The 18,822-nt window shown below is 64.6% G+C and carries 20 protein-coding genes; 12 read left to right on the top strand and 8 right to left on the bottom strand.

The genetic code is table 11. From position 1 onward, the window contains the following. The coding region (locus A5766_RS02695; RefSeq protein ID WP_156527341.1) for an HNH endonuclease signature motif containing protein at window positions 1-776 on the top strand (776 nt) is incomplete at its 5' end. A gap of 175 nt (window positions 777-951) precedes the next feature. Here A5766_RS02695 and A5766_RS02690 read toward each other — a convergent pair. Then, entirely contained in the window at window positions 952-2,052 is a 1,101-nt protein-coding gene (locus A5766_RS02690) for an NAD(P)/FAD-dependent oxidoreductase (RefSeq protein ID WP_064861263.1), read from the bottom strand. A 104-nt stretch (window positions 2,053-2,156) separates the two neighbouring features. Here A5766_RS02690 and A5766_RS02685 point away from each other — a divergent pair, with 104 nt between their 5' ends. Next, window positions 2,157-2,729 carry a type 1 glutamine amidotransferase domain-containing protein gene (locus A5766_RS02685; protein ID WP_064861262.1) on the top strand — a complete coding sequence of 191 codons (573 nt, stop codon included), beginning with the start codon at window positions 2,157-2,159 and terminating at the stop codon, window positions 2,727-2,729. 63 nt (window positions 2,730-2,792) lie between these two features. Here the strand turns inward: A5766_RS02685 and A5766_RS02680 are convergent, their stop codons facing one another. Together A5766_RS02680 and A5766_RS02675 are read right to left on the bottom strand one after the other, a co-directional pair. After that, entirely contained in the window at window positions 2,793-3,281 is a 489-nt protein-coding gene (locus tag A5766_RS02680) for a PPOX class F420-dependent oxidoreductase (RefSeq protein WP_064903299.1), read from the bottom strand. A gap of 57 nt (window positions 3,282-3,338) precedes the next feature. Further along, window positions 3,339-5,243, bottom strand: coding sequence for an oleate hydratase (locus tag A5766_RS02675; RefSeq protein WP_064861875.1), 1,905 nt, complete (start codon window positions 5,241-5,243; stop codon window positions 3,339-3,341). Window positions 5,244-5,505: 262 nt separating this feature from the next. Between A5766_RS02675 and A5766_RS02670 the strand changes: the two genes are divergently transcribed. Continuing rightward, the gene (locus A5766_RS02670) at window positions 5,506-7,509 is read left to right on the top strand and encodes an OPT family oligopeptide transporter (protein ID WP_039854709.1); all 2,004 of its coding nucleotides are present in this window, start codon (window positions 5,506-5,508) and stop codon (window positions 7,507-7,509) included. A gap of 17 nt (window positions 7,510-7,526) precedes the next feature. Here A5766_RS02670 and A5766_RS02665 read toward each other — a convergent pair whose 3' ends face one another. Continuing rightward, window positions 7,527-8,129 (bottom strand): TetR/AcrR family transcriptional regulator, encoded by a 603-nt coding sequence (locus A5766_RS02665; protein WP_005203325.1) that lies wholly within the window; start codon window positions 8,127-8,129, stop codon window positions 7,527-7,529. 41 nt (window positions 8,130-8,170) lie between these two features. Here A5766_RS02665 and A5766_RS02660 point away from each other — a divergent pair, with 41 nt between their 5' ends. Genes A5766_RS02660 through trxA form a run of 3 tightly spaced genes read left to right on the top strand, consistent with a single transcriptional unit; the run spans window position 8,171 to window position 10,849 of the window. Continuing rightward, on the top strand, window positions 8,171-9,313 hold the full coding sequence (locus A5766_RS02660; protein ID WP_005203326.1) for a phosphotransferase family protein: 1,143 nt from the start codon (window positions 8,171-8,173) through the stop codon (window positions 9,311-9,313). Further along, complete coding sequence (locus A5766_RS02655) at window positions 9,313-10,428, top strand: hypothetical protein (RefSeq protein ID WP_005203333.1); 1,116 nt, start codon at window positions 9,313-9,315, stop codon at window positions 10,426-10,428. Before A5766_RS02660 ends, A5766_RS02655 begins: the two co-directional genes overlap by 1 nt. A 31-nt stretch (window positions 10,429-10,459) precedes the next feature. Then, window positions 10,460-10,849 carry a thioredoxin gene (gene trxA / locus A5766_RS02650; RefSeq protein ID WP_005203335.1) on the top strand — a complete coding sequence of 130 codons (390 nt, stop codon included), beginning with the start codon at window positions 10,460-10,462 and terminating at the stop codon, window positions 10,847-10,849. Window positions 10,850-10,853: 4 nt separating this feature from the next. Here trxA and A5766_RS02645 read toward each other — a convergent pair whose 3' ends face one another. Genes A5766_RS02645 through A5766_RS02635 form a run of 3 tightly spaced genes read right to left on the bottom strand, consistent with a single transcriptional unit; the run spans window position 10,854 to window position 13,442 of the window. Next, entirely contained in the window at window positions 10,854-11,288 is a 435-nt protein-coding gene (locus A5766_RS02645; protein ID WP_005203337.1) for a hypothetical protein, read from the bottom strand. A 3-nt stretch (window positions 11,289-11,291) separates the two neighbouring features. Beyond that, window positions 11,292-12,221, bottom strand: coding sequence for a cytochrome c oxidase assembly protein (locus A5766_RS02640; RefSeq protein ID WP_064903298.1), 930 nt, complete (start codon window positions 12,219-12,221; stop codon window positions 11,292-11,294). 3 nt (window positions 12,222-12,224) lie between these two features. Next, entirely contained in the window at window positions 12,225-13,442 is a 1,218-nt protein-coding gene (locus tag A5766_RS02635; RefSeq protein WP_005203341.1) for an NAD(P)/FAD-dependent oxidoreductase, read from the bottom strand. A gap of 304 nt (window positions 13,443-13,746) precedes the next feature. Here A5766_RS02635 and A5766_RS02630 point away from each other — a divergent pair, with 304 nt between their 5' ends. Beyond that, entirely contained in the window at window positions 13,747-14,727 is a 981-nt protein-coding gene (locus A5766_RS02630; RefSeq protein WP_231894524.1) for an alpha/beta hydrolase, read from the top strand. A gap of 27 nt (window positions 14,728-14,754) precedes the next feature. On the opposite strand, the gene A5766_RS02625 is transcribed toward A5766_RS02630, so the two are convergent. Then, window positions 14,755-15,516 carry a siderophore-interacting protein gene (locus A5766_RS02625; protein WP_005203345.1) on the bottom strand — a complete coding sequence of 254 codons (762 nt, stop codon included), beginning with the start codon at window positions 15,514-15,516 and terminating at the stop codon, window positions 14,755-14,757. A 213-nt stretch (window positions 15,517-15,729) separates the two neighbouring features. On the opposite strand from A5766_RS02625, the gene A5766_RS02620 reads away from it, so the two are divergent. The 5 genes from A5766_RS02620 to A5766_RS02600 form a co-directional block, all read left to right on the top strand. Then, complete coding sequence (locus tag A5766_RS02620; protein ID WP_005203347.1) at window positions 15,730-16,371, top strand: hypothetical protein; 642 nt, start codon at window positions 15,730-15,732, stop codon at window positions 16,369-16,371. Then, a complete protein-coding gene (locus tag A5766_RS02615; protein WP_039854713.1) occupies window positions 16,368-17,168 on the top strand; it encodes a carotenoid biosynthesis protein in 801 nt (266 codons plus the stop codon). The genes A5766_RS02620 and A5766_RS02615 overlap by 4 nt, the downstream gene beginning before the upstream one ends. After that, on the top strand, window positions 17,152-18,168 hold the full coding sequence (locus A5766_RS02610; RefSeq protein WP_005203351.1) for a glycosyltransferase: 1,017 nt from the start codon (window positions 17,152-17,154) through the stop codon (window positions 18,166-18,168). The genes A5766_RS02615 and A5766_RS02610 overlap by 17 nt, the downstream gene beginning before the upstream one ends. Before the next feature lie 65 nt (window positions 18,169-18,233). Then, window positions 18,234-18,515 (top strand): transposase, encoded by a 282-nt coding sequence (locus tag A5766_RS02605; protein WP_006368849.1) that lies wholly within the window; start codon window positions 18,234-18,236, stop codon window positions 18,513-18,515. Between the two features lie 29 nt (window positions 18,516-18,544). Then, on the top strand, window positions 18,545-18,822 hold a 278-nt coding region (locus A5766_RS02600; protein WP_156527340.1), incomplete at its 3' end, for an IS3 family transposase.

The following is an 18,822-nucleotide window of genomic DNA, read 5'->3' as shown; positions in this document are numbered from 1 at the left end:
CCGATGCGCTGACCGCATTCGCCAACGGCGACACCACCCTCGCCTGCCGATGCGACACCTGCACCAGCCCCGACGCCGCTGACGTCGACACCACCGAACCCACCCCGACGCCTATGCCAGCACCGGTGGGTCCGCGCGCAATGATTCATGTCGTCGCAAATCAATCGACCCTTGACGGCCAGGACGATCAGCCCGGCTACCTCGATGGTGTCGGAGTCATCGACGCCGACGCCGTCCGTGAGTTGGCCGTCGACGCAGCATTCGACTACCTGGACACCGGCGTCGGCAGCGTCGATCCACTGCACCCCGACCACGCCGCGGCCGCCCGCTCGGCGCTGCGCTACGTGCCCAGCAAGAAGCTTCTCGCCCTGGTCCGCTCGGGTGAACTGTGCTGCACGTTCCCCGGTTGCACCAACCCGGTGTGGCAGGCCGACGTCGACCACAGCACCCCGTTCTCCCACCGCAACCCGGCAAGCGGCGGGTTGACAGTGCGCACAAACCTCAAACCACTGTGCCGATTTCATCACCGCACCAAAACGTTCGGCCGCTGGCGTGACTACCAACTCGACCTGCAAACGGCGATCTTCGTATCCCCCACCGGGCACACCTTTGTCGGCAACGCCTTCGGCGGACTCGATCTGTTCCCCAAACTCATCCCCGCCAAACCACCAGATCATCCCGCGCGTCGAACCATCGACACCATCCACGCCCGACGACGCGCGAAAGTCGCACGCGCCGAAGAGAAGTGGAACGAAGAAAACCCGCCTCCCTACTGATCACAATGCAGTGATCTGAGCGGTCGCGGCGTGCTGACGTCACGCCCGGAATGGAGGTGCACTTCCAGCGGATGGATGTCGCGCGAGGCATCGATTCCGAAGCGTTCGTAACCTCACCCGAGGGACCCGGGGAAGTGAGCCGCGAATATCGTCACGTCACCCCGACGTTTCGCGGTCAGCCCTGCGCCGCACCCAGCTTGTCGGCAGGGGTGAACGGAGTGGGGACCGAGCCCACGTCGACGGCAAGCGCGAGTGTCTCGCCGATCGTCGGTGCGTGCTTGAACAGGTTGTGTCCGGCGACTGCCAGGACCGGTCCGTTCTGCCAAATCCCGACGCCGTCGTCGCCCCACGGCAGCGTGGTGACCCAACAGTGCACGATGCCTGTCGGCGTCGAATCGAATCCTGGGAGTGCGCGCGACACATAGGCGCGAGCGTCGTGGGCAAAGCGGGCGAGCGTATCACCGTCGACGATCGTCCCGTCAGAATCAGCATCGACCGAATCCGACAGTCCCAGACCATAAGCCGAACGGTCCGGGTATGCGGCCGCGTAAATTCCACTGAAACCGAACTGCCCGCTACCGTCCTGCAACGTCGGCAGACGACCGATACTGGAGTCGCGCACCGCGAACGACACTCGCACATGTGCGCCGAGTTGCACCGGGATCTCGATGCCAACCGAGCGGGCTAACGCCGCCGTGCCCCTACCGGCACACACGACGGCCGCCCCGTGATCGCCGACCAGTGTAGGACACCGCACCTGCACGCTGTCGTCGACACTCCTGAGCGAGATAACCTGTTCGCGCACAACACGATCGCCCAAACTCTGACTGAGCAGTTCGATGGCCGTGCGTGTGTGGATGGAGCCCGCGGCGGGATCGAACACCGCGGGGCCGTCGTAGTCGGCCAACTGCGGCAGTAGCGAATGCAACTCGTCCGAATCGATCTCGCGCGCCCCGATCTCCGAATACTGTTGCATCGCAGGCAATCTCCGCACTGCTGTGTCCCCGAGAGCGAGACCACCGTCGCCGGACACCAACGGCGCGCCGAGTTCGTCTTCCCATCGGCGCCAGTGCGCTCGAGCGCGCACAGCGAGTTCGACGAGGCGCGGGTCGTCGTGCGCGTGCCGGAAGATCCGTGACTGCCCGGCCGACTGGCCGAATCCCGGTGTTCCGGTCTCGTACACAGTGACGGTCGATCCCTGTTGGGCGAGCTGATATGCAGTCGAGAGTCCGATGATCCCGGCGCCTATCACTGCAACGTCTGACGTCAGTGCCATGCCTTCACCGTACGTCTGTCCTGCGCATCCGCGTGCGGATCGGCGTAGCGATATCGACGCGTACGGTCGAAGTAGGGGATGACAAACGAGAGGAATCGTGTCACATGGCAGACGAACTCAACGGAATCACCGTCGCCTTTCTGGTCGCACCGGAGGGTATCGAGCAGGTGGAGCTCACCGAACCGTGGCGCGCCGTCGAAGAAACCGGCGGCACACCGAAACTCGTATCCACCAGCGACGGCGAAGTGCAGGCATTCAACCACCTCGACGCCGCCGACAAGTTCAGCGTCGACGCGACAACCGATTCGGTCAGCGCAGCCGACTTCGACGCACTAGTGCTACCCGGCGGCGTTGCCAATCCCGATTTTTTGCGTACCGACGCTTCGGCCGTCGCCTTCGCGAAGGGTTTCTTCGACGCGGGCAAGCCCGTCGCGGCGATCTGCCACGCACCGTGGACGCTCGTCGAAGCCGACGTCGTACGCGGTCGCACGCTCACGTCGTGGCCGAGCCTGCAGACCGACATCCGCAACGCGGGCGCCACCTGGGTCGACGAGGAGTTGGTCGTCGACCGCGACGGCCCCAACACCCTCATCACGAGCCGCAAGCCCGACGACCTCGCGGTCTTCGACGCTGCACTGGTCGCCGAGTTCGGCCGGAGCAAGGTGTCGAACCGATGATCTGTTCGGGCTTTGTGCCGGTAACCGGTCGAAAGCCCGAACAGAAGGCCTGCGACTTCCGACCTACTTCCCCTCCCGGTCGTCGAGTTCAGCTGCGATGTCGGCGGGAAAGCCGCCGGTGGCGACCGGGCCCCACGACGTCGGCGTGATGCGGATGAGCGACTTCTTCTGCACCCGCATCGCGGCGCGGTACTCCTCCCAGTCGGGGTGCTCACCCGAGATCGAGCGGAAGTAGTCGACGAGGACATCCTCCGCCTCAGGCATGTCGAACACCTCGGCGGTGCCGTTGACCTGTACCCACGGCCCGTTCCATTCATCGGACACGACACACACGCTGACGTCGGGGTTCCGCCTGGCATTCGACGTCTTGGCCCGCCCGGGGTACGTCGCGATGACAATCCGTCCCTCGTCGTCGACCCCGCCGGTCACCGGTGAAAGCTGAGGTGAGCCGTCACGTCGCTGGGTGGCCAGCAACATGCGGTGTCGCGGGCGGAGGAACTCGAGGAGTGCGCTGTGATCGACGGCGTCGGCGGTCGCAATGTTTCGGGCCATGACCCGACACTACGACCGCCGACGCGTCCGCCGCTCGAACAGAGGCGGACGACCTGCTCAGTCGAGTTCCTTGCTCCCCGGATGCTCACCCGTGGGCGCCTGCGCCGGCGCGTGATCACCGATCGACCCGTTCAGGTCGATCGCATCGTTGCGGATGGTCCGCTTCGAGCCGGCCGCGGGAATCAACTCATACTCGGCGAGGAGCTGGCCGATCTCGTTGCCCTCGAGCTTGCCGAGAATGGCCTCGCGGATCTTGCTGGGGCCGGGGAGGTCTGCGATCTTGCCGTCACGGAGACGACTCGTCGCCGCCACCATGCTGCGAACGTCGTAGGTCGAGTTGAACACCTCTGGCACCGCGCGCTCGATGCCGAGCAAGGTGTAGACGGCCTCCATCGGCGTACGCACCGAGTACTCGGTGGTGAAGATGCAGTCACGACTCGTCTCGGCGAACTGACCGATGAATGCGAAGTTGACCGATCCCTCCGGTACCACGTCGGGACGATCACCCGCCTGCCGCGGCATGAAGAACGACGTCACATAGGGCATCATCACCGGAACCGCCTTCGCGCCGGTCGCAGCCATCTCGGGGATCTGTTCTTCCGGCACGCCGAGGTGATAGAGCCACTCCTGGGTGATCTCCTCACCCGTGCACTCCGACATGCTCTTCTTCACATAGTTGCCGGGGGTGTCGACGAGCAGTGCATACACCCACACGACGATCTGGTCGGACGGCTGCTGCTTGAAGTGCGGTTGCCTGTTGACCGTCCAGCTCATCAGCCAGTTGGAGTCCTTGGCCGTGACGATGCCTCCGGTCACCACACGCCCCGAAAACGGATCACGCTTGGTGATCTTCTGGATGTACGACGGGATGCGCGAGTCGAGCGTGGTCACCGTGCACGACTCCCACTTGGTCCTGTCGATGTTGCCGCCGAAGACGTCGGGGTGGCCGAAAGACGGGTCTTTCACCGCGATGCGCCGCCACAGATCCCAGGCAGGCGCTGGTCCGGTGTTGAGCTTCGCAGGCGTTTCGTGATCGCCGTTGTCGGAGTTCTCGGTCAGCGATCCGATGGTCATGAGCAGCAGGTCGTTCTCACCCAGCTCGGTGACACCGTCCTTGCCCGCGCTGTCCGGCACCGTGCTGTCCTTCCCAGCGGTCCAGTGGATCTTCGTGGCCTGCTTACGATCTCCGCTGATCTCGAAATCGACGTCGGTGACCTCGGTGTCGAAGTGGAATGTCACGCCCTGGTCGAGCAGCCAGGTGTAGAGCGGCAGCACGAGCGACTCGTACTGGTTGTACTTGGTGAATTTCAACGCACTGAAATCGGGCAGACCGCCGATGTGGTGGATGAACCGATGGATGTAGAGCTTCATCTCGAGGGCCGAATGCCACCGTTCGAATGCGAACATCGTCGTCCAGTACAGCCAGAAATTGCTCTCGAAGAACTCGTCGCTGAAGACTTCGTCGATGCGCTTGTTCTCCATCTCCTCACGCGTCGCGAGGAAGACACGAGCGATGTCCTTCTGCGCCTTGTCACTCAGGGTGAACTTGTTCTCCGTGTGCGCATCCTGCCCGCGGTTGATGGTGGCGCGGCACAACGAATAGTTCGGGTCGTCCTTGTTGAGCCAATAGAACTCGTCGAGGACGCTGGCTCCCTCGATCTCGATCGACGGGATGGAATGGAAGAGGTCCCACAAACACTCGAAGTGGTTCTCCATCTCGCGGCCACCGCGAATCACGAAGCCCTTCTTGGGTTCCTTGATGCCGTCGAGCGCGCCACCGGGCAGCTTCAGACGCTCGAACACCGTGATCTTGTCACCCTTCATCTGGCCGTCGCGGATGAGGAATGCCGCCCCGGACAGCGAGGCAAGTCCCGCACCCACAAACCACGCCGTCTTGTCGTCGACTCCCTTGGGTTTCCGTGGTCGCGCGAACGCCTCGTAGTTGCCGCTGCTGTAGTACATACGCACTGCCTTTCGGTCGATCGGCCCCCGACGGTTCCTGTCTCCCCGCTATCAGCCCTACCACCCCACGGTGATGCCTGAGTGAAATCCGAAAGCGTCGACGCCGTATTGCGCCCAGACACACGTTCTCGTCACGATCACACCCCTCGCCACAGCCCGCCGCGCGGGTGCAACAACACACACGCTTGTGTCGTCGGCTCTAGAGTTGACGAGATCCATCAAGGCGACGGGCACGGGGGTGCCCTCGGAAGCGAGGAACTCAATGTCAGTGACAGCTCCCGACCGCCCGGCAGGTCTTCGCGAACTCACCATCCGCGGAGTGATCCTGGGCGGCGTGATCACCCTGGTGTTCACCGCTGCCAACGTCTACCTCGGCCTCAAGGTCGGCCTCACCTTCGCGACGGCCATTCCGGCAGCCGTCATCTCGATGGCGGTATTGCGCAGCTTCGCCAACCACTCGATCGTCGAGAACAACATCGTCCAGACCATTGCCTCAGCCGCGGGAACGCTCTCGGCGATCATCTTCGTGATCCCCGGCCTGGTGATGGTGGGGTACTGGACCGGCTTCCCGTATTGGATCACCGTCGCCGTGTGTCTGGTCGGCGGCATCCTCGGCGTCATGTACTCCATCCCGCTGCGTCGCGCACTGGTCACGGGATCCGACCTGCCCTATCCCGAGGGTGTTGCCGCTGCGGAAGTACTCAAGGTCGGCAACACCGACGAAGGGGGCAGACGCAATCGAATCGGGCTGCGCGCCATCACCATCGGCGGCACCACGTCGGCGATCTTCGCACTCCTCGGCAATCTCAAACTGATCAGCACCGACGTCTCGACCGCCTTCCGGGTCGGCTCCGGGGGCACCATGATCGGTGCGGGACTGCAACTCTCGCTGATCGGTATCGGACATCTCGTGGGCTTGAGCGTGGGCATCGCCATGTTCGTCGGGGTGATCATCTCGTACGGGGTCATCCTCCCGATCAAGTCCGCGGGGCAGTTCGCCGCGAACTCCGACGTCGCCGACGTCGTCAGCACCGTGTTCAAAGACGACGTCCGTTTCGTGGGCGCAGGCGCCATCGCCATCGCCGCCATCTGGACCCTGCTCAAGCTGATCGCACCCATCGTGAAGGGCATCGTCGACGCAATGGCGTCGGCACGCGCACGCCGCGAAGGCGTCACCGTCGACATCACCGAGCGTGACATCCCGTTCCCCATCGTGGGCGGCACCATCGTCGTGATGCTGCTGCCGATCGGGCTGCTGCTCTGGGACTTCGTCCACGGAACCGCACTGTCCGGAAGTGCGGGCGGAATCATCGCCGCCACAGTTCTTTTCATCTTCATCATCGGCATGGTGATCGCCGCGGTGTGCGGCTACATGGCCGGTCTCATCGGGTCGTCGAACTCTCCGATCTCCGGTGTCGGCATTCTCGCCGTGATCATCGCCGCACTGCTCATCAAGTTCGTCTACGGCGCGGCCGACCCGCAACAGTCGACTGTCCTCGTCGCTTTCACGCTGTTCGCTACCGCCATCGTGTTCGGCGTCGCGACGATCTCCAACGACAACCTCCAAGACCTCAAGACCGGTCAGCTCGTCGGGGCGACACCGTGGAAACAGCAGGTGGCATTGATCATCGGCGTGTGCTTCGGTTCGCTGGTCATCCCGCCGATCCTCGGCGTCATGAACACCGCCTTCGGGTTCGCCGGCGCGCCGGGGGCCGGAGCCGACGCATTGCCCGCCCCGCAGGCAAGTCTGATCTCCGAACTGGCCAAGGGCGTGTTCGGTGACGACCTGAACTGGAGCATGCTGGGGATCGGCGCGGCAATCGGCGCCGTCGTCATCATCATCGACGAATTCAGTGGCCGGGTGAACAAGAAGGTCGCGCTGCCGCCTCTCGCTGTCGGCATGGGCATGTACCTACCGATGTCTGTGACGTTGATGATCACAGTGGGCGCCATTCTCGGCCACATCTACAACAAGTGGTGCGAGCGCGTGGGCGGTGACGTCGCACAGAAGAAGCGGATCGGAGTGCTCGTCGCGACGGGACTCATCGTCGGTGAAGCACTCTGGAACGTGGTCTATGCAGCCATCGTCGCGTCGACGGGCGACGACGGTGTGCTTGCGGTTGTCGGCGACGGCTGGGCCAACGGCTCGCAGATCGTCGGCGTGATCGCCTTCGTCATCGTCGTCCTCGGTATGTACAAGGTGACCGAGATTCTCGCAAAGCGCAGCGAAGACGACGACCCCGCACCGGATCTCACGAAGCAGTGAGATCCGGGTACCGGCAGTCAGTCTGCGAGAGCGCCGTGTTCGATAACCGCGAGAATGCCTGCGCCCCAGTCTTTGTCCAGCTCCACGGTCGGTAACAGCAACGCACGCAACATCGCTGCGCCTCCCATTATCTCGACGACGCGGTCGGGATCTGTGCCTGCACGTACCTCGCCCGTGTCGACCGCGGCCACCAGCCGATCCCGAAACGCTGCGAACACACTCGCGAACCCCTCGATCACACGACGATGGAGTTCGGGATCGGCCGCCATGTCGGTCACCAATCCGGGCAGCGCAGCACGTGTCACCGGCGAGTTGAACACCTCGCGCGCACGGTTGACCATCACCTCGAGATCATCGGCGACATGGCCTGTCGACGCCGACAAGACCGTCATGCCGGAGAAGGTCGCGTCGTGCACCAGATCCTGTTTGCCCGACCACCGTCGGTAGATCGCCGTCTTTGTGGTACCGGCCCGCGCAGCGACCGCCGACACGGTCAGCCGCGCATATCCCTGCTCCACCAACAGTTCTCGTGCCGCAGCAAGTACTGCCACGTCGATCGCGCCGTCGCGGGGACGACCTTTTCCGAAAACCTTGCCATCCGTCGTCGTATCTGGTGTCATAACGCTACTCAGCGTAGCGTAATCCGGCGAAAGGACTCGCCATGAGCACCAGGCCCACTCTCGAGGAACTCGACCATCTGCAGCGATCGGAACGGAATACCGCAACGATCCCGACATTGCTGGCGCAATGGCTCAGCGAGCTGCTACCGCCGGGCGCCAACCCGAGCGTGACCGTCGACGCGGGTATCGAAGCCAACGGCATGTCGTCGGAAACCGTGATGCTCACCGGCCATTGGACCGAGAATGGCGTTGCGCGAGAACAACAGTGGGTGATGCGGATGCAGCCACGGCCCGCCGACATCCCTGTGTTCGCGGAGTACCACCTCGACCACCAATTCGAGGCGATGCGCCTCGCAGCACAACTGACCGACCTGCCCATCCCCACAACGCGTTGGCTCGAACCAAGCGGCGACCTACTCGGCTCACCCTTCTTCCTTATGGACCGCGTCGACGGCCTCGTACCTCCCGACGTGATGCCCTACACCTTCGGCGACAACTGGTTCTTCGATGCCCCCGCCGACAAGCGCAGATCCCTGCAGGACGCGACGATCGGTGTCATCGCGGCACTGCATTCAATTCCCAACGCGCAGAGCACCTTTGGGTTCCTGGACCAGGGCGGCGAGGCGTCGTCGACCCCCTTACGTCGACGCCTCGACGAGTTGCAGCGCTTCTACGACTTCGCAGCAGACGATCTCGGACGCTCCCCGCTCCTCGACCGCGCAATGGTCTGGCTCGACACCCATTTCCCCACAGACGTCGCCTCCGGTGAGACTGTCTTCAACTGGGGCGACGCGCGCATCGGCAACGTGATCTATCAGGACTTCACACCCGCTGCCGTCCTCGATTGGGAAATGGCAACCCTTGGCCCACGTGAACTCGACGTCGCGTGGTTGATATTCGCCCACAACGTCTTTCAAGAACTCGTCGGCCTCGCCAGCATGCCCGGACTGCCCGATGTACTTCGCGAAGACGACGTCCGCGCCACCTACCGCGACCTCACCGGCATCGAGCTCGGCGACCTGCACTGGTTCTACCTGTACTCGGCGGTGATGTGGGGAGTGATCTTCATGCGCACCGCGTCACGGCGCATCCACTTCGGCGAGATGGCGCCACCATCCGACGTCGACGCCGAGCTGTTCTACCACCGCCCACTACTGCAGCGACTACTCGACGAGGAGATCTGATGCTGGGACCACTCGACGAGTATCCGGTTCATCAACTGCCCCAACCGATTGCATGGCCGGGCAGCTCTGACCGCAACTTCTACGACCGGTGCTACTTCAACGCCCACGACCGCACCGGCGACATCTTCCTCGTGACCGGCCTGGGCTACTACCCCAACCTCGGGGTCAAGGATGCGTTCGTCGTGATCCGACGCGGCGACGAACAGACCGCGGTCCACCTGTCCGACGCGATCGATCAGAATCGCCTCGACCAGCACGTCGGCGGCTACCGCATCGAGGTGATCGACCCCCTCCACACGATCCGCCTCACCCTCGAACCCACCGAAGGGATCTCCTTCGACCTGACGTGGAACGGACTGTTCGACGTCGTGCAAGAACTGCCGCATGTGATGCGCAGCGGCAACCGCATCACGTTGGACGCGCAGCGTTTCGCCCAACTCGGGTCGTGGTCGGGGTGGATCCGCGTCGACGACACCGAGATCGCCGTCGAACCGTCGAGGTGGATCGGTAGCCGCGACCGCTCCTGGGGCATCCGACCCGTCGGAGAAGCCGAACCCGCCGGACGTCCCGCCGATCCGCCGTTCGACGGCATGTGGTGGACCTACGTCCCCATCGCGTTCGACGACTTCGAGCTCGTGCTGATCGTCCAGGAGTCACCCGACGGCATCCGCACGCTCAACGACTGCTCACGGGTCTGGAAGGACGGCCGCGTCGAACAACTCGGCTGGCCGCGATTCGACATCCACTACCGTTCCGGGACCCGCGAGGTCACGGGCGCAACCATCGCGGCAACCGCCGCAGACGGTTCGCCGGTCACCTTGGAGGTCGACTCGCTGCTTGCCGCACCGCTGCACGTCGGCGGCGGCTACGGCGGCGACCCGGACTGGCAGCACGGCATGTGGCGCGGCGAGGGATTCACCGAACGCGTCACCTACGACATGACCGACCCCGCGGTCGCCGGGCGAATCGCATTCGGCGCCACCGATCACGTCGCGCGTGCGCGGTGCCGCGAAGCCGACGGTACGACGCGGGAGGGCTGGGGCATGTTCGAGCACTTCTGCCTCGGCAGGCACGACCCGAGCGGGTTCACCGACTGGCTCGACGTCGCGCCCTGACGCGTATTCCCTTTCTGCGTACCGTGGACTCATGAGCACACAAGAGATCACGCTTGGCAACTTCGAGGACACCATTTCGGCTGGCGGCACCGTGCTGGTCGATTTCTGGGCGGAATGGTGCGGTCCGTGCCGACAGTTCGCCCCGACCTTCGAGAAGGCGTCGGAGACTCACCCCGACATCGTGTTCGGCAAGGTCGACACCGAGGCCGAGCAGCAGCTTGCAGCGGGCTTCGGCATCCAGTCGATCCCGACGCTCATGGCTTTCCGCGACGGCGTGCTGGTCTTCAATCAGCCGGGTGCACTCCCGCCTGCACAGCTCGAGCAGCTCATCACCGCGGTGAACGACCTCGACATGGATCAGGTGCGCGCAGAGATCGCCGCAGCCGACGCCGCACAGGGCGGCAACCCGCAGGAGTCCTGAACTCCTAGAACCGCCCGGCGACGAAACCGGCGAACAGCACGAGAAAGCCGCCGATCTCGCCGACCATCAGCGCGATCATCGACACCCGCAGCACCGGATCTTCGCGGGCGAACTGATTGGTGGTGTCGCGCAGCATTCCGTGCAGGATGTAGCTGCCGATAGCGCCGACGAAGAACACCACCATCACCATCGCCGCGGCGAGATTCAGCCACGTCGGCCACGCGCTGAGATAGACGAAGACTGCGACAAGAGCGGTCGCGAATGCATAGAGCAGCGCCGACCGGTGAGCGATGTCGACGTACGGATGCGCCAGGTGGTCGGGCGAGCTGCGCATCTGCTCGTATTTCCAGACCCCGAGAATCAGGGCAAGAAGAAACACCAGGCCCGACGCCCCGAGGGTGATCGCGGTCGCGTAATCGAGGTCGACGGTTGTCCGCATCGCCTAACGATATCGGTCCCGCGAGTTGGGATCCGACTCCCACCACAATCCGCTCGTGGCATCGTCGGCGTCGGGGACGGCCGCCTCGTCACTCGACTCCAGCGCGGCGTCGACCTGCTTTTCCGTCTCGCGTTCGTCGGTATGGAACCGTCGGAACAGCACCATGAGGAACGGCAATCCGACGACGTCGCCGAGTATCCAGAGAATGCCCGCACCGATCGTCTGATCCATACGCAGACTCGGACCCCAGGTTCTGTGCAATGCCGTGTAGTAGTCGACCGCCACCAGCGACCCCTGCCACAGCGCGATCCCGAGCAGGCCGTCGGCGATGCTCTCGACCGTCGTGATGCCCAGCGACAATGCTTGCGGATACCTGCGCGGAACGGGATCGACCTGCAGGCGCGCATAGAAGTATCCGACGCCGATCGCCACCAGTAGTAGTCGTGTCGCGACGTCGACCGACTCGTCGCGCAGCACCAGCTCGTACCACCCGGTGAAGTAGATCAGCCAGGGCACGCTGAGTATCAGCGCCGACGTCGGGATCGGCCCGAGCAGCACGCGTGCGGCCCGGCTGTTCATCGCGGCGTCGAGTCGTGCACGGCCGCGCGAGCCGAGTGCTTCGCGCAGCACCGTCACGGGTCGGCCCAGCGCCAGACCGAACGGCGCAACCAGCAGTAGCAGCACGAACTGCAGTGCACGGATCCAGAACAGGGTGTCGGAGTAGACGCCGACCACGCTGATGCCCGCGAGCAGCCAGACTCCGATGCCGATGCCGGTGAACACGCACGCGGACCCGCGCGACACCGTCGAACTCCGCCGCCAACCCGCCCAGTAGACAGCCAGGACGGCTGCCACGATCACCGTCGTGACGGTGTCGAGACGCCACGACGTGAGCGCGACGTCGAAGGTCAGCGGAGTTGTCGGCGCGTGCACGACTTACAAGTCTGCAAGTGCCACAGACGAATCGGCAAGAGCGTCCGGGTCGACGGGGTCTCCGCCGAGTATCAGTTGCTTGATGCCGTCGAGCTGATCCCAGATGTTGACCTGCATGCCTGCGAGGACGGTGTTGTCGCCGTCGAGCCAGAAGACGACGAACTCACGTCCCGGCACATCACCGCGAAAGACGACCTTCTCGTAGCCGTCGGCCAGTCCGCTGTATTCCATGCCGAGGTCGTACTGGTCGGTGAAGAAGTACGGCAGGTTCTCGTACTCGGCGCTGCCACCGAGCATGTTGGTGACTGCGACTGCCGGTTGGTTCAGGGCATTCGCCCAGTGTTCGACGCGCACCCGACGTTCGAGGATCGGATGCTCGGCGTTCGCGATGTCGCCGACGACGTAGATGTCGGGGTCGCTACTGCGCAGGCCCGCGTTGACGAGCACGCCGCCACCGTCGACGTCGAGTCCCGCCGACTCCGCGACGTCGAGGTTGGGAACAGCTCCCGCGGCGATCAACACCGTGTCGGCAGCGATGGTGTCGCCGTCGGCCAGGCGCAGGCCCGTCGCCACACCGTTCTCGGTGGTGATCTCGGCGACCTTCACCTCGGTCCGGAGGTCGACGCCGTGCTCGCGGTGCAGGTCGGCGAAGATCTGGGCGACTTCCGGACCCAGCGCACGCAGCAGCGGGAGCTTCGATGCCTCTGCGATCGCCACCTCGACCCCGCGCTCACGCGCGGACGCCGCGACCTCCATGCCGATCCAGCCCGCTCCGACGATCGCCAGGCGCGATCCCTCGGTGAGCGTCTCGCGGATCGCGCGGGCATCGTCGATGGTCCGCAGGTAGTGGACACCCGAGGAGTCGGCACCCGGCAGGTCGATGACCCGCGACGACGAGCCAGTGGCCAGCAGCAACTTGTCGTAGGTCAGCGTCGTGCCGTCGGGGAGCGACACGGTCTTGGCCGCGGCGTCGACCTTCTCGATGCGGGTTCCCGGTCGAAACTCGACGCGCTGGTCGAGGTACCAATCGGTGTCGTGGACGGTGAACTCCGGCAGGTCCTTGCTGCCCTGCATGAATTCCTTCGACAACGGCGGTCGTTCGTACGGCAGCTCGTTCTCGACGCCGAAGATCACGACATCACCGTCGAAGTCTTGTTCACGCAGCGCCTCGGCGGCCTTCGCCCCCGCAAGTCCGCCTCCGACTATCGCTATCGTTGTCACAGCGCATACCTCCAGCTTTCGTAAGAAAATTGCTTGTGGTGCAGCTACCCAGACTCGATTCCAACGCTACGCGTCGACCCGACACACGCTGGGGAAACGACAAGTGATGATCACGGAACAATCACGACAGATTTGTCGGATTGGCGGGGTATGCCTGGTGGTCGGGCCTGAATATCAGCCAAACTCGTATTACCAATTGATAACGACACGCTGTAGGCTCAATCGCGATTCCTGAATCGACTGTCACCGATCGGACGATCGGATGACTCTCGAATTCACGTTCTTCTAGTGGAAGTGATTGCTCGTGTCCCACACACGTCGTCGGGTTTTGCCCGGTGCAGTCTTGATGGTGGCGCTGGCCCTCGTGGTCGGCTTGATCTCTGGCGCAGGCAGCGCACGTGCGTGGGGTCCGCCCGCCAAGCAGATCAAGGGCTTCATCAACGAGCAGATCTACAACTACGGCATGGACCACCCGGTCTCGGTCCGCGCATGGCCGTCGCAGACCACCAACCCGCGGAATGCGCCGACGATCATCTTCCTCGACGGCCTGCGCGCCACCAACGATTTCAACGGCTGGGAGCGGGAGACCAACGTCGCCTACCTGGCTCAGCGTGGTTACAACGTGGTCATGCCGATCGGTGGCCAGTCGTCGTTCTACGCCGATTGGCAGCGGGCATCAGCCAGCGCCGGCCAGCGCAATCCGTATCGCTGGGAGAGCGTGCTCAAGGGCAGCCTTCCGCGGTTCCTCGACAGCCACGGTTTCCGTAACCGCACGCTCGTCGGCCTCTCGATGTCGGCGAGCCAGGCTGTGATCATCGGCAATGAACGGCGCGATCTCTACCAGCGCGTGGTCTCGATGTCGGGCTTCATGAACCTCGTCGCGACCGGCATGCAGACCATGCTGCGCGCAGCGGCCTGGGATGCGGGCCACTACAACCTCAACGACATGTGGGGCTGGTTCCCCAACGCGGAGGCCTTCCAGCATTCGCCGACGGAGAATCTGCCGTCGATGAACGGCCTGCACCTGTGGATGTACGCGGGAACCGGCGTGTGGGGCGACCATCAGCCTCCCGGCGCCAACAACACCGACTTCTACATCACCGGATTCAACTCGACGGCAATCGAGGCGGTCGCCGGTGAGCAGAGCCGCACCTTCGCGCTCGCAGCGCCGGCATTCGGCGTGAACCTGCGCACCGACTTCCCGATCACCGGAACCCACGCGTGGGGCTACTGGCAGCAGGCGATCTGGAACATCTACAACAACGGTTGGTTCCGCAACGGATAAGCGGTGCGCTCCCGGCGCCCGGATCGGTCAGGACGGATCGATACCGGTGCGCCAGTACGCCTGGGCTTTGACTGACTTCTTGTCGAGTTTGTAGTCGCTCTTGAACACGCCTGCGATTGCGCGGGTCGCGGTCATGTCCAGCGCCACCCACGCGAAGTGGTCCGACGCGTCGAATGCCGCGGCACGCACCTGCTCGACGATCGCATTGCCGTCCGACCCACGTTCGACGTAGTTCAGGGTGTCGTGCTCGCGCACGGCGATCGGCAGTTCCCTGTCGTCGTCGTGGGAGACCTCGAACCAGATGGTCGCGGGGACAGTCGGTGTGGACGCCGTCAGGGCTTCCAGCAATGAGTTGATCGCGGGCAGCGCCGCGGGATCGCCCGCGACGAGCCACCCCTTTGGCGCGGGTTCGGGAAGCGCGAACTTCGATCCCATGAACGTCGCGCTGATCACGTCTCCCGGCTGTGCCGAGAGCGCCCAGCGCGGCGCGGCGCCGTCGTGGATCGCGAACTCGATCGAGAAGGTATCGGTTGTCGGGTCGGGATCGACGAGGGTGTAACCGCGCTGGTGGATCTTGCCGTGCTTGTTCACGAACCACATACGAATCCACATGGTCGGGTGCACCGGCCGGTCCTTGAGCAGTCCACCGCCCGTGAAATCGACGCGGACATAGTGATCGGTGATCTGCCGCGAACCGGTCACCGTCAGTTCGTAGTCGTCGGCTCCCATGAGCTTGAGGACCGCGCCCTGCCAGCCACGCGACTTATTCTTCGTGGGTGATTCGACCATTTCTCGACCTTCCGTCTACGCATCGCCGCCTATTTGTGAGGGTAGCCTACCTTTTCTTCGTGTCGTGATCACTGTTCGTCTCACCCATCCCGACCGTGAGCCACTCCGAAGAACGTGTGTGAGTTTCCAGCCAGGCGAGGGCGCGCGGTGAGCGGACAGGCCGTCGAGCTGCGAATTTGGGAGACCCCACAGGTAGGTCGAGCGGTAAGCCGGGTGGCGATAAGCCGGCTGCAACTGCGGCGCATACCCGGTCTGCGGTTCGCCAAGCTTCTCGGGACCGGTTCGGGGGAGACTTTCACCATGCGCGACGCCGATCCACATCACTGGGCACTGCTCACGGTCTGGGATGACAGTCATGCGGCAGATGCGGGGGCGGCGTCGACGGCGATCCGTGGCTGGTCGGAGGTGAGCACGACCGAGTTGAGGGTCCGCATGACACCCCTCGCAACCAAGGGCCAGTGGTCGCGTCGAGAACCGTTCCTCATCGACGATCCGTCGCGTAAACGCGAGTGGGAGGGTCCGGTCGCCGCGATCACCCGCGCACGACTTCGACCGACCCGTGCACTCTCGTTCTGGCGCGCGGTTCCGCCGGTCGTCGCCGACCTCACCGGTTGCGATGGACTGCGCCTCGCCGTGGGAATCGGAGAGTCGCCCATCGGATTGCAGGGCACCTTCTCGCTGTGGGACAACGCCGCTGCCCTCACCGACTTCGCCTATCGATCTCCCGCCCACGCGAATGCGATCCGCGAGACCCGACCGCAGCGCTGGTACGCGGAAGACCTCTTCGCGCGCCTGGCCGTGCTCGACGTCGAGGGCAGCTACGCGGGTGGCAACTTTTCAGGAGTCCGCCCGTGACATCCCGACTGGCGTGGCTGCTCCTGGGGGCGACCATCCTTGTGCAGATCTGCTTTCCGCTGACCTCCGGCGGCACCCCCGCGCTGACCACCGCGACGGTGCTCCTGTTCGCCTCGGCCATGCTCGTCGACGCCGCGACCACTCGGGGCGTGGGTGCTGCGGCGGTACTGCTCGTTGTCGCGGGCGGTGGCGGACTGCTCGCGGAGGCGATCGGCGTACACACCGGATTTCCGTTCGGCGAGTACGACTACACCGGAACCCTCGGCCTGGAAATCGCGGGCGTACCGATCCTGGTTCCGCTGGCCTGGATCATGATGGCGTGGCCCGCGTGGAATGTCGCACGACGACTCGTCGGCAGGCACGGACGCGTCGCCACCGTGGTCGTCGGCGCGTGGGCGCTGACCGCGTGGGACGTCTTCCTCGACCCACAGATGGTCGACGCCGGGCACTGGTATTGGTTGCACACCACGCCGAATCTGCCTGGTGTTGAGGGCATTCCGCTGACCAACTTCGGCGGGTGGCTGCTCGTGTCGGTGTTGATGATGATTGTGCTCGAGGTCACCATCGGGCGCTCCGATAGCGTCTCCACGCTGCACACCGATGCCGTGCCGGTCGCCGCATACCTGTGGACCTATTTCTCGTCGGTGCTCGCCCACGCCGTGTTCTTCGGTCGAGCGCCGGTGGCATTGACCGGGGCGCTGGTGATGGGCGTGATCGCGGTGCCGCTGGCGGTCTCGGTGGTCCGGGAGATCCGTACTGCGCGACGGTCGGGGGGTCACCGTGTCCCGACGGCCTGACGATCGGTTCACACATCGACTGTGGCGCAACCTGATCCGCGTCGGTTCGGTCAGCGCCCTGGGCGGCCTGGCCCTGACCGTCGACAACGCGCGCCGTATCCGCGTTCCCGACGCCACTCTGCCGTGCGAGCCCGAGCCGCTGTGGGTGTTACTCCCCGTCCGCGACGAGGCCGCCGACGTGACGGACTGCGTGCGTTCCCTGCAGCAAGCCGCCGCACGTTGGCCAGGTCCGACGCACATCGTCGTACTCGACGACGAATCGACCGATGCGACACCGGATCTGCTCGCCCAGTTGAGCGCAGACGACGACGGCCTCGTCGTACTGCGGGGCGAACCGCGCCCCGACGGATGGCTCGGAAAGCCGTGGGCCTGTGCCCAATTGGCTGCGTTCGCGGCTGACGGCACGGCTGGCGACCGGGCAGTCCTCGTCTTCGTCGACGCGGACGTGCGCCTGGCCGCCGACGCACTCGTCGCGACCGTGGCGACGATGCGCGCCGCGCACCTCGATCTGTTCTGCCCCTATCCCCTACAAGAAACCAGCGGTGCCGCAGAGCGATTGGTGCAACCGCTGCTGCAATGGTCGTGGATGAGCACTCTGCCGCTTGGCCTCGCAGAACGATCGCCGCGACCGAGCCTGTCGGCAGCGAACGGCCAGTTCCTCGCCGTCGACCGGGACGCGTACGAACGTGCGGGCGGTCATCGGGCCGTCCGCGCCGACGTCCTCGAAGACATCGGGTTGCTTCGCGCAGTCAAGGCGTCGGGCGGGTGCGGCGTCGTCGGTGAGGGCAGCGCGGTGGTGAGTTGCCGGATGTACGACGGTTGGTCGCAGGTCCGTGTCGGCTATCGAAAGTCGTTGTGGGCGGCCTTCGGTTCGCCCGCCGGTGCAGTCGCGGTGATGACGTTCTTGAACGTCTCCTACGTCGTGCCGGCCGCGGCGGCACTCGGCGGATCGCGGATCGGAGTCGTCGGGTATCTCGCGGGTGTGGCGTGTCCCCCGTGAACCGGTCCGGGTTGTTTTAGAGTCCCGATTGCCCTGATGAGGGCGGAGAAGGGACGATGAGGATCATGGCAGGACGCAAGCGTCACTCGGCGGAGGACATCGTGCGCAAATTGCGCCGGGCCGACGAGTTGGCCGCCGAAGGCAAGACCGGCGAGGAGATCGCCGCCGATCTCGAGGTGTCGGCGGCCACCTTGTACAACTGGCGCCGCCAGTACGGCGGCATGGACGGTGACGCCGCGAAGGAACTCAAAGAGCTGCGCGAGCAGAACAGCCGACTCAAGCGGTTGCTCGCCGATGCCGAACTCGAGAAAGACGCGCTGCGGGAGATCGCCAAGGGAAAATTCTGAGCCCGACCGCCAAACGCGCCGCCATCGACATGCTCAAAGACGTCAAGAACATGTCAGAACGTATGGCGTGCAGGGTAGTTGGGCTTTCCCGTTCCGCCTATCGACGGCTGCCGCAAGCGCACACCCCGGCCGACCCCGACGCCGCACTGCGCGAGCAGCTACGCACGTATGCCCGCAAGAACCCCCGGCACGGGTTCCGGCGCGCGTGGGCGCACCTGCGCTTCGACGACGGTATCGAGATCAACAAGAAGAAAGTGCATCGGTTGTGGAAAGAAGAGGGCCTGCAAGTGCGGCGCGCTCCGCGGCG

The sequence above is a fragment of the Gordonia sp. 852002-51296_SCH5728562-b genome (assembly GCF_001665475.1).
In the GTDB taxonomy this organism is placed as follows: Bacteria; Actinomycetota; Actinomycetes; order Mycobacteriales; family Mycobacteriaceae; genus Gordonia; species Gordonia sputi.
The sequence above is the reverse complement of the archived record's forward strand: the minus strand, read 5'-3'. Positions and strand labels throughout refer to the sequence as shown.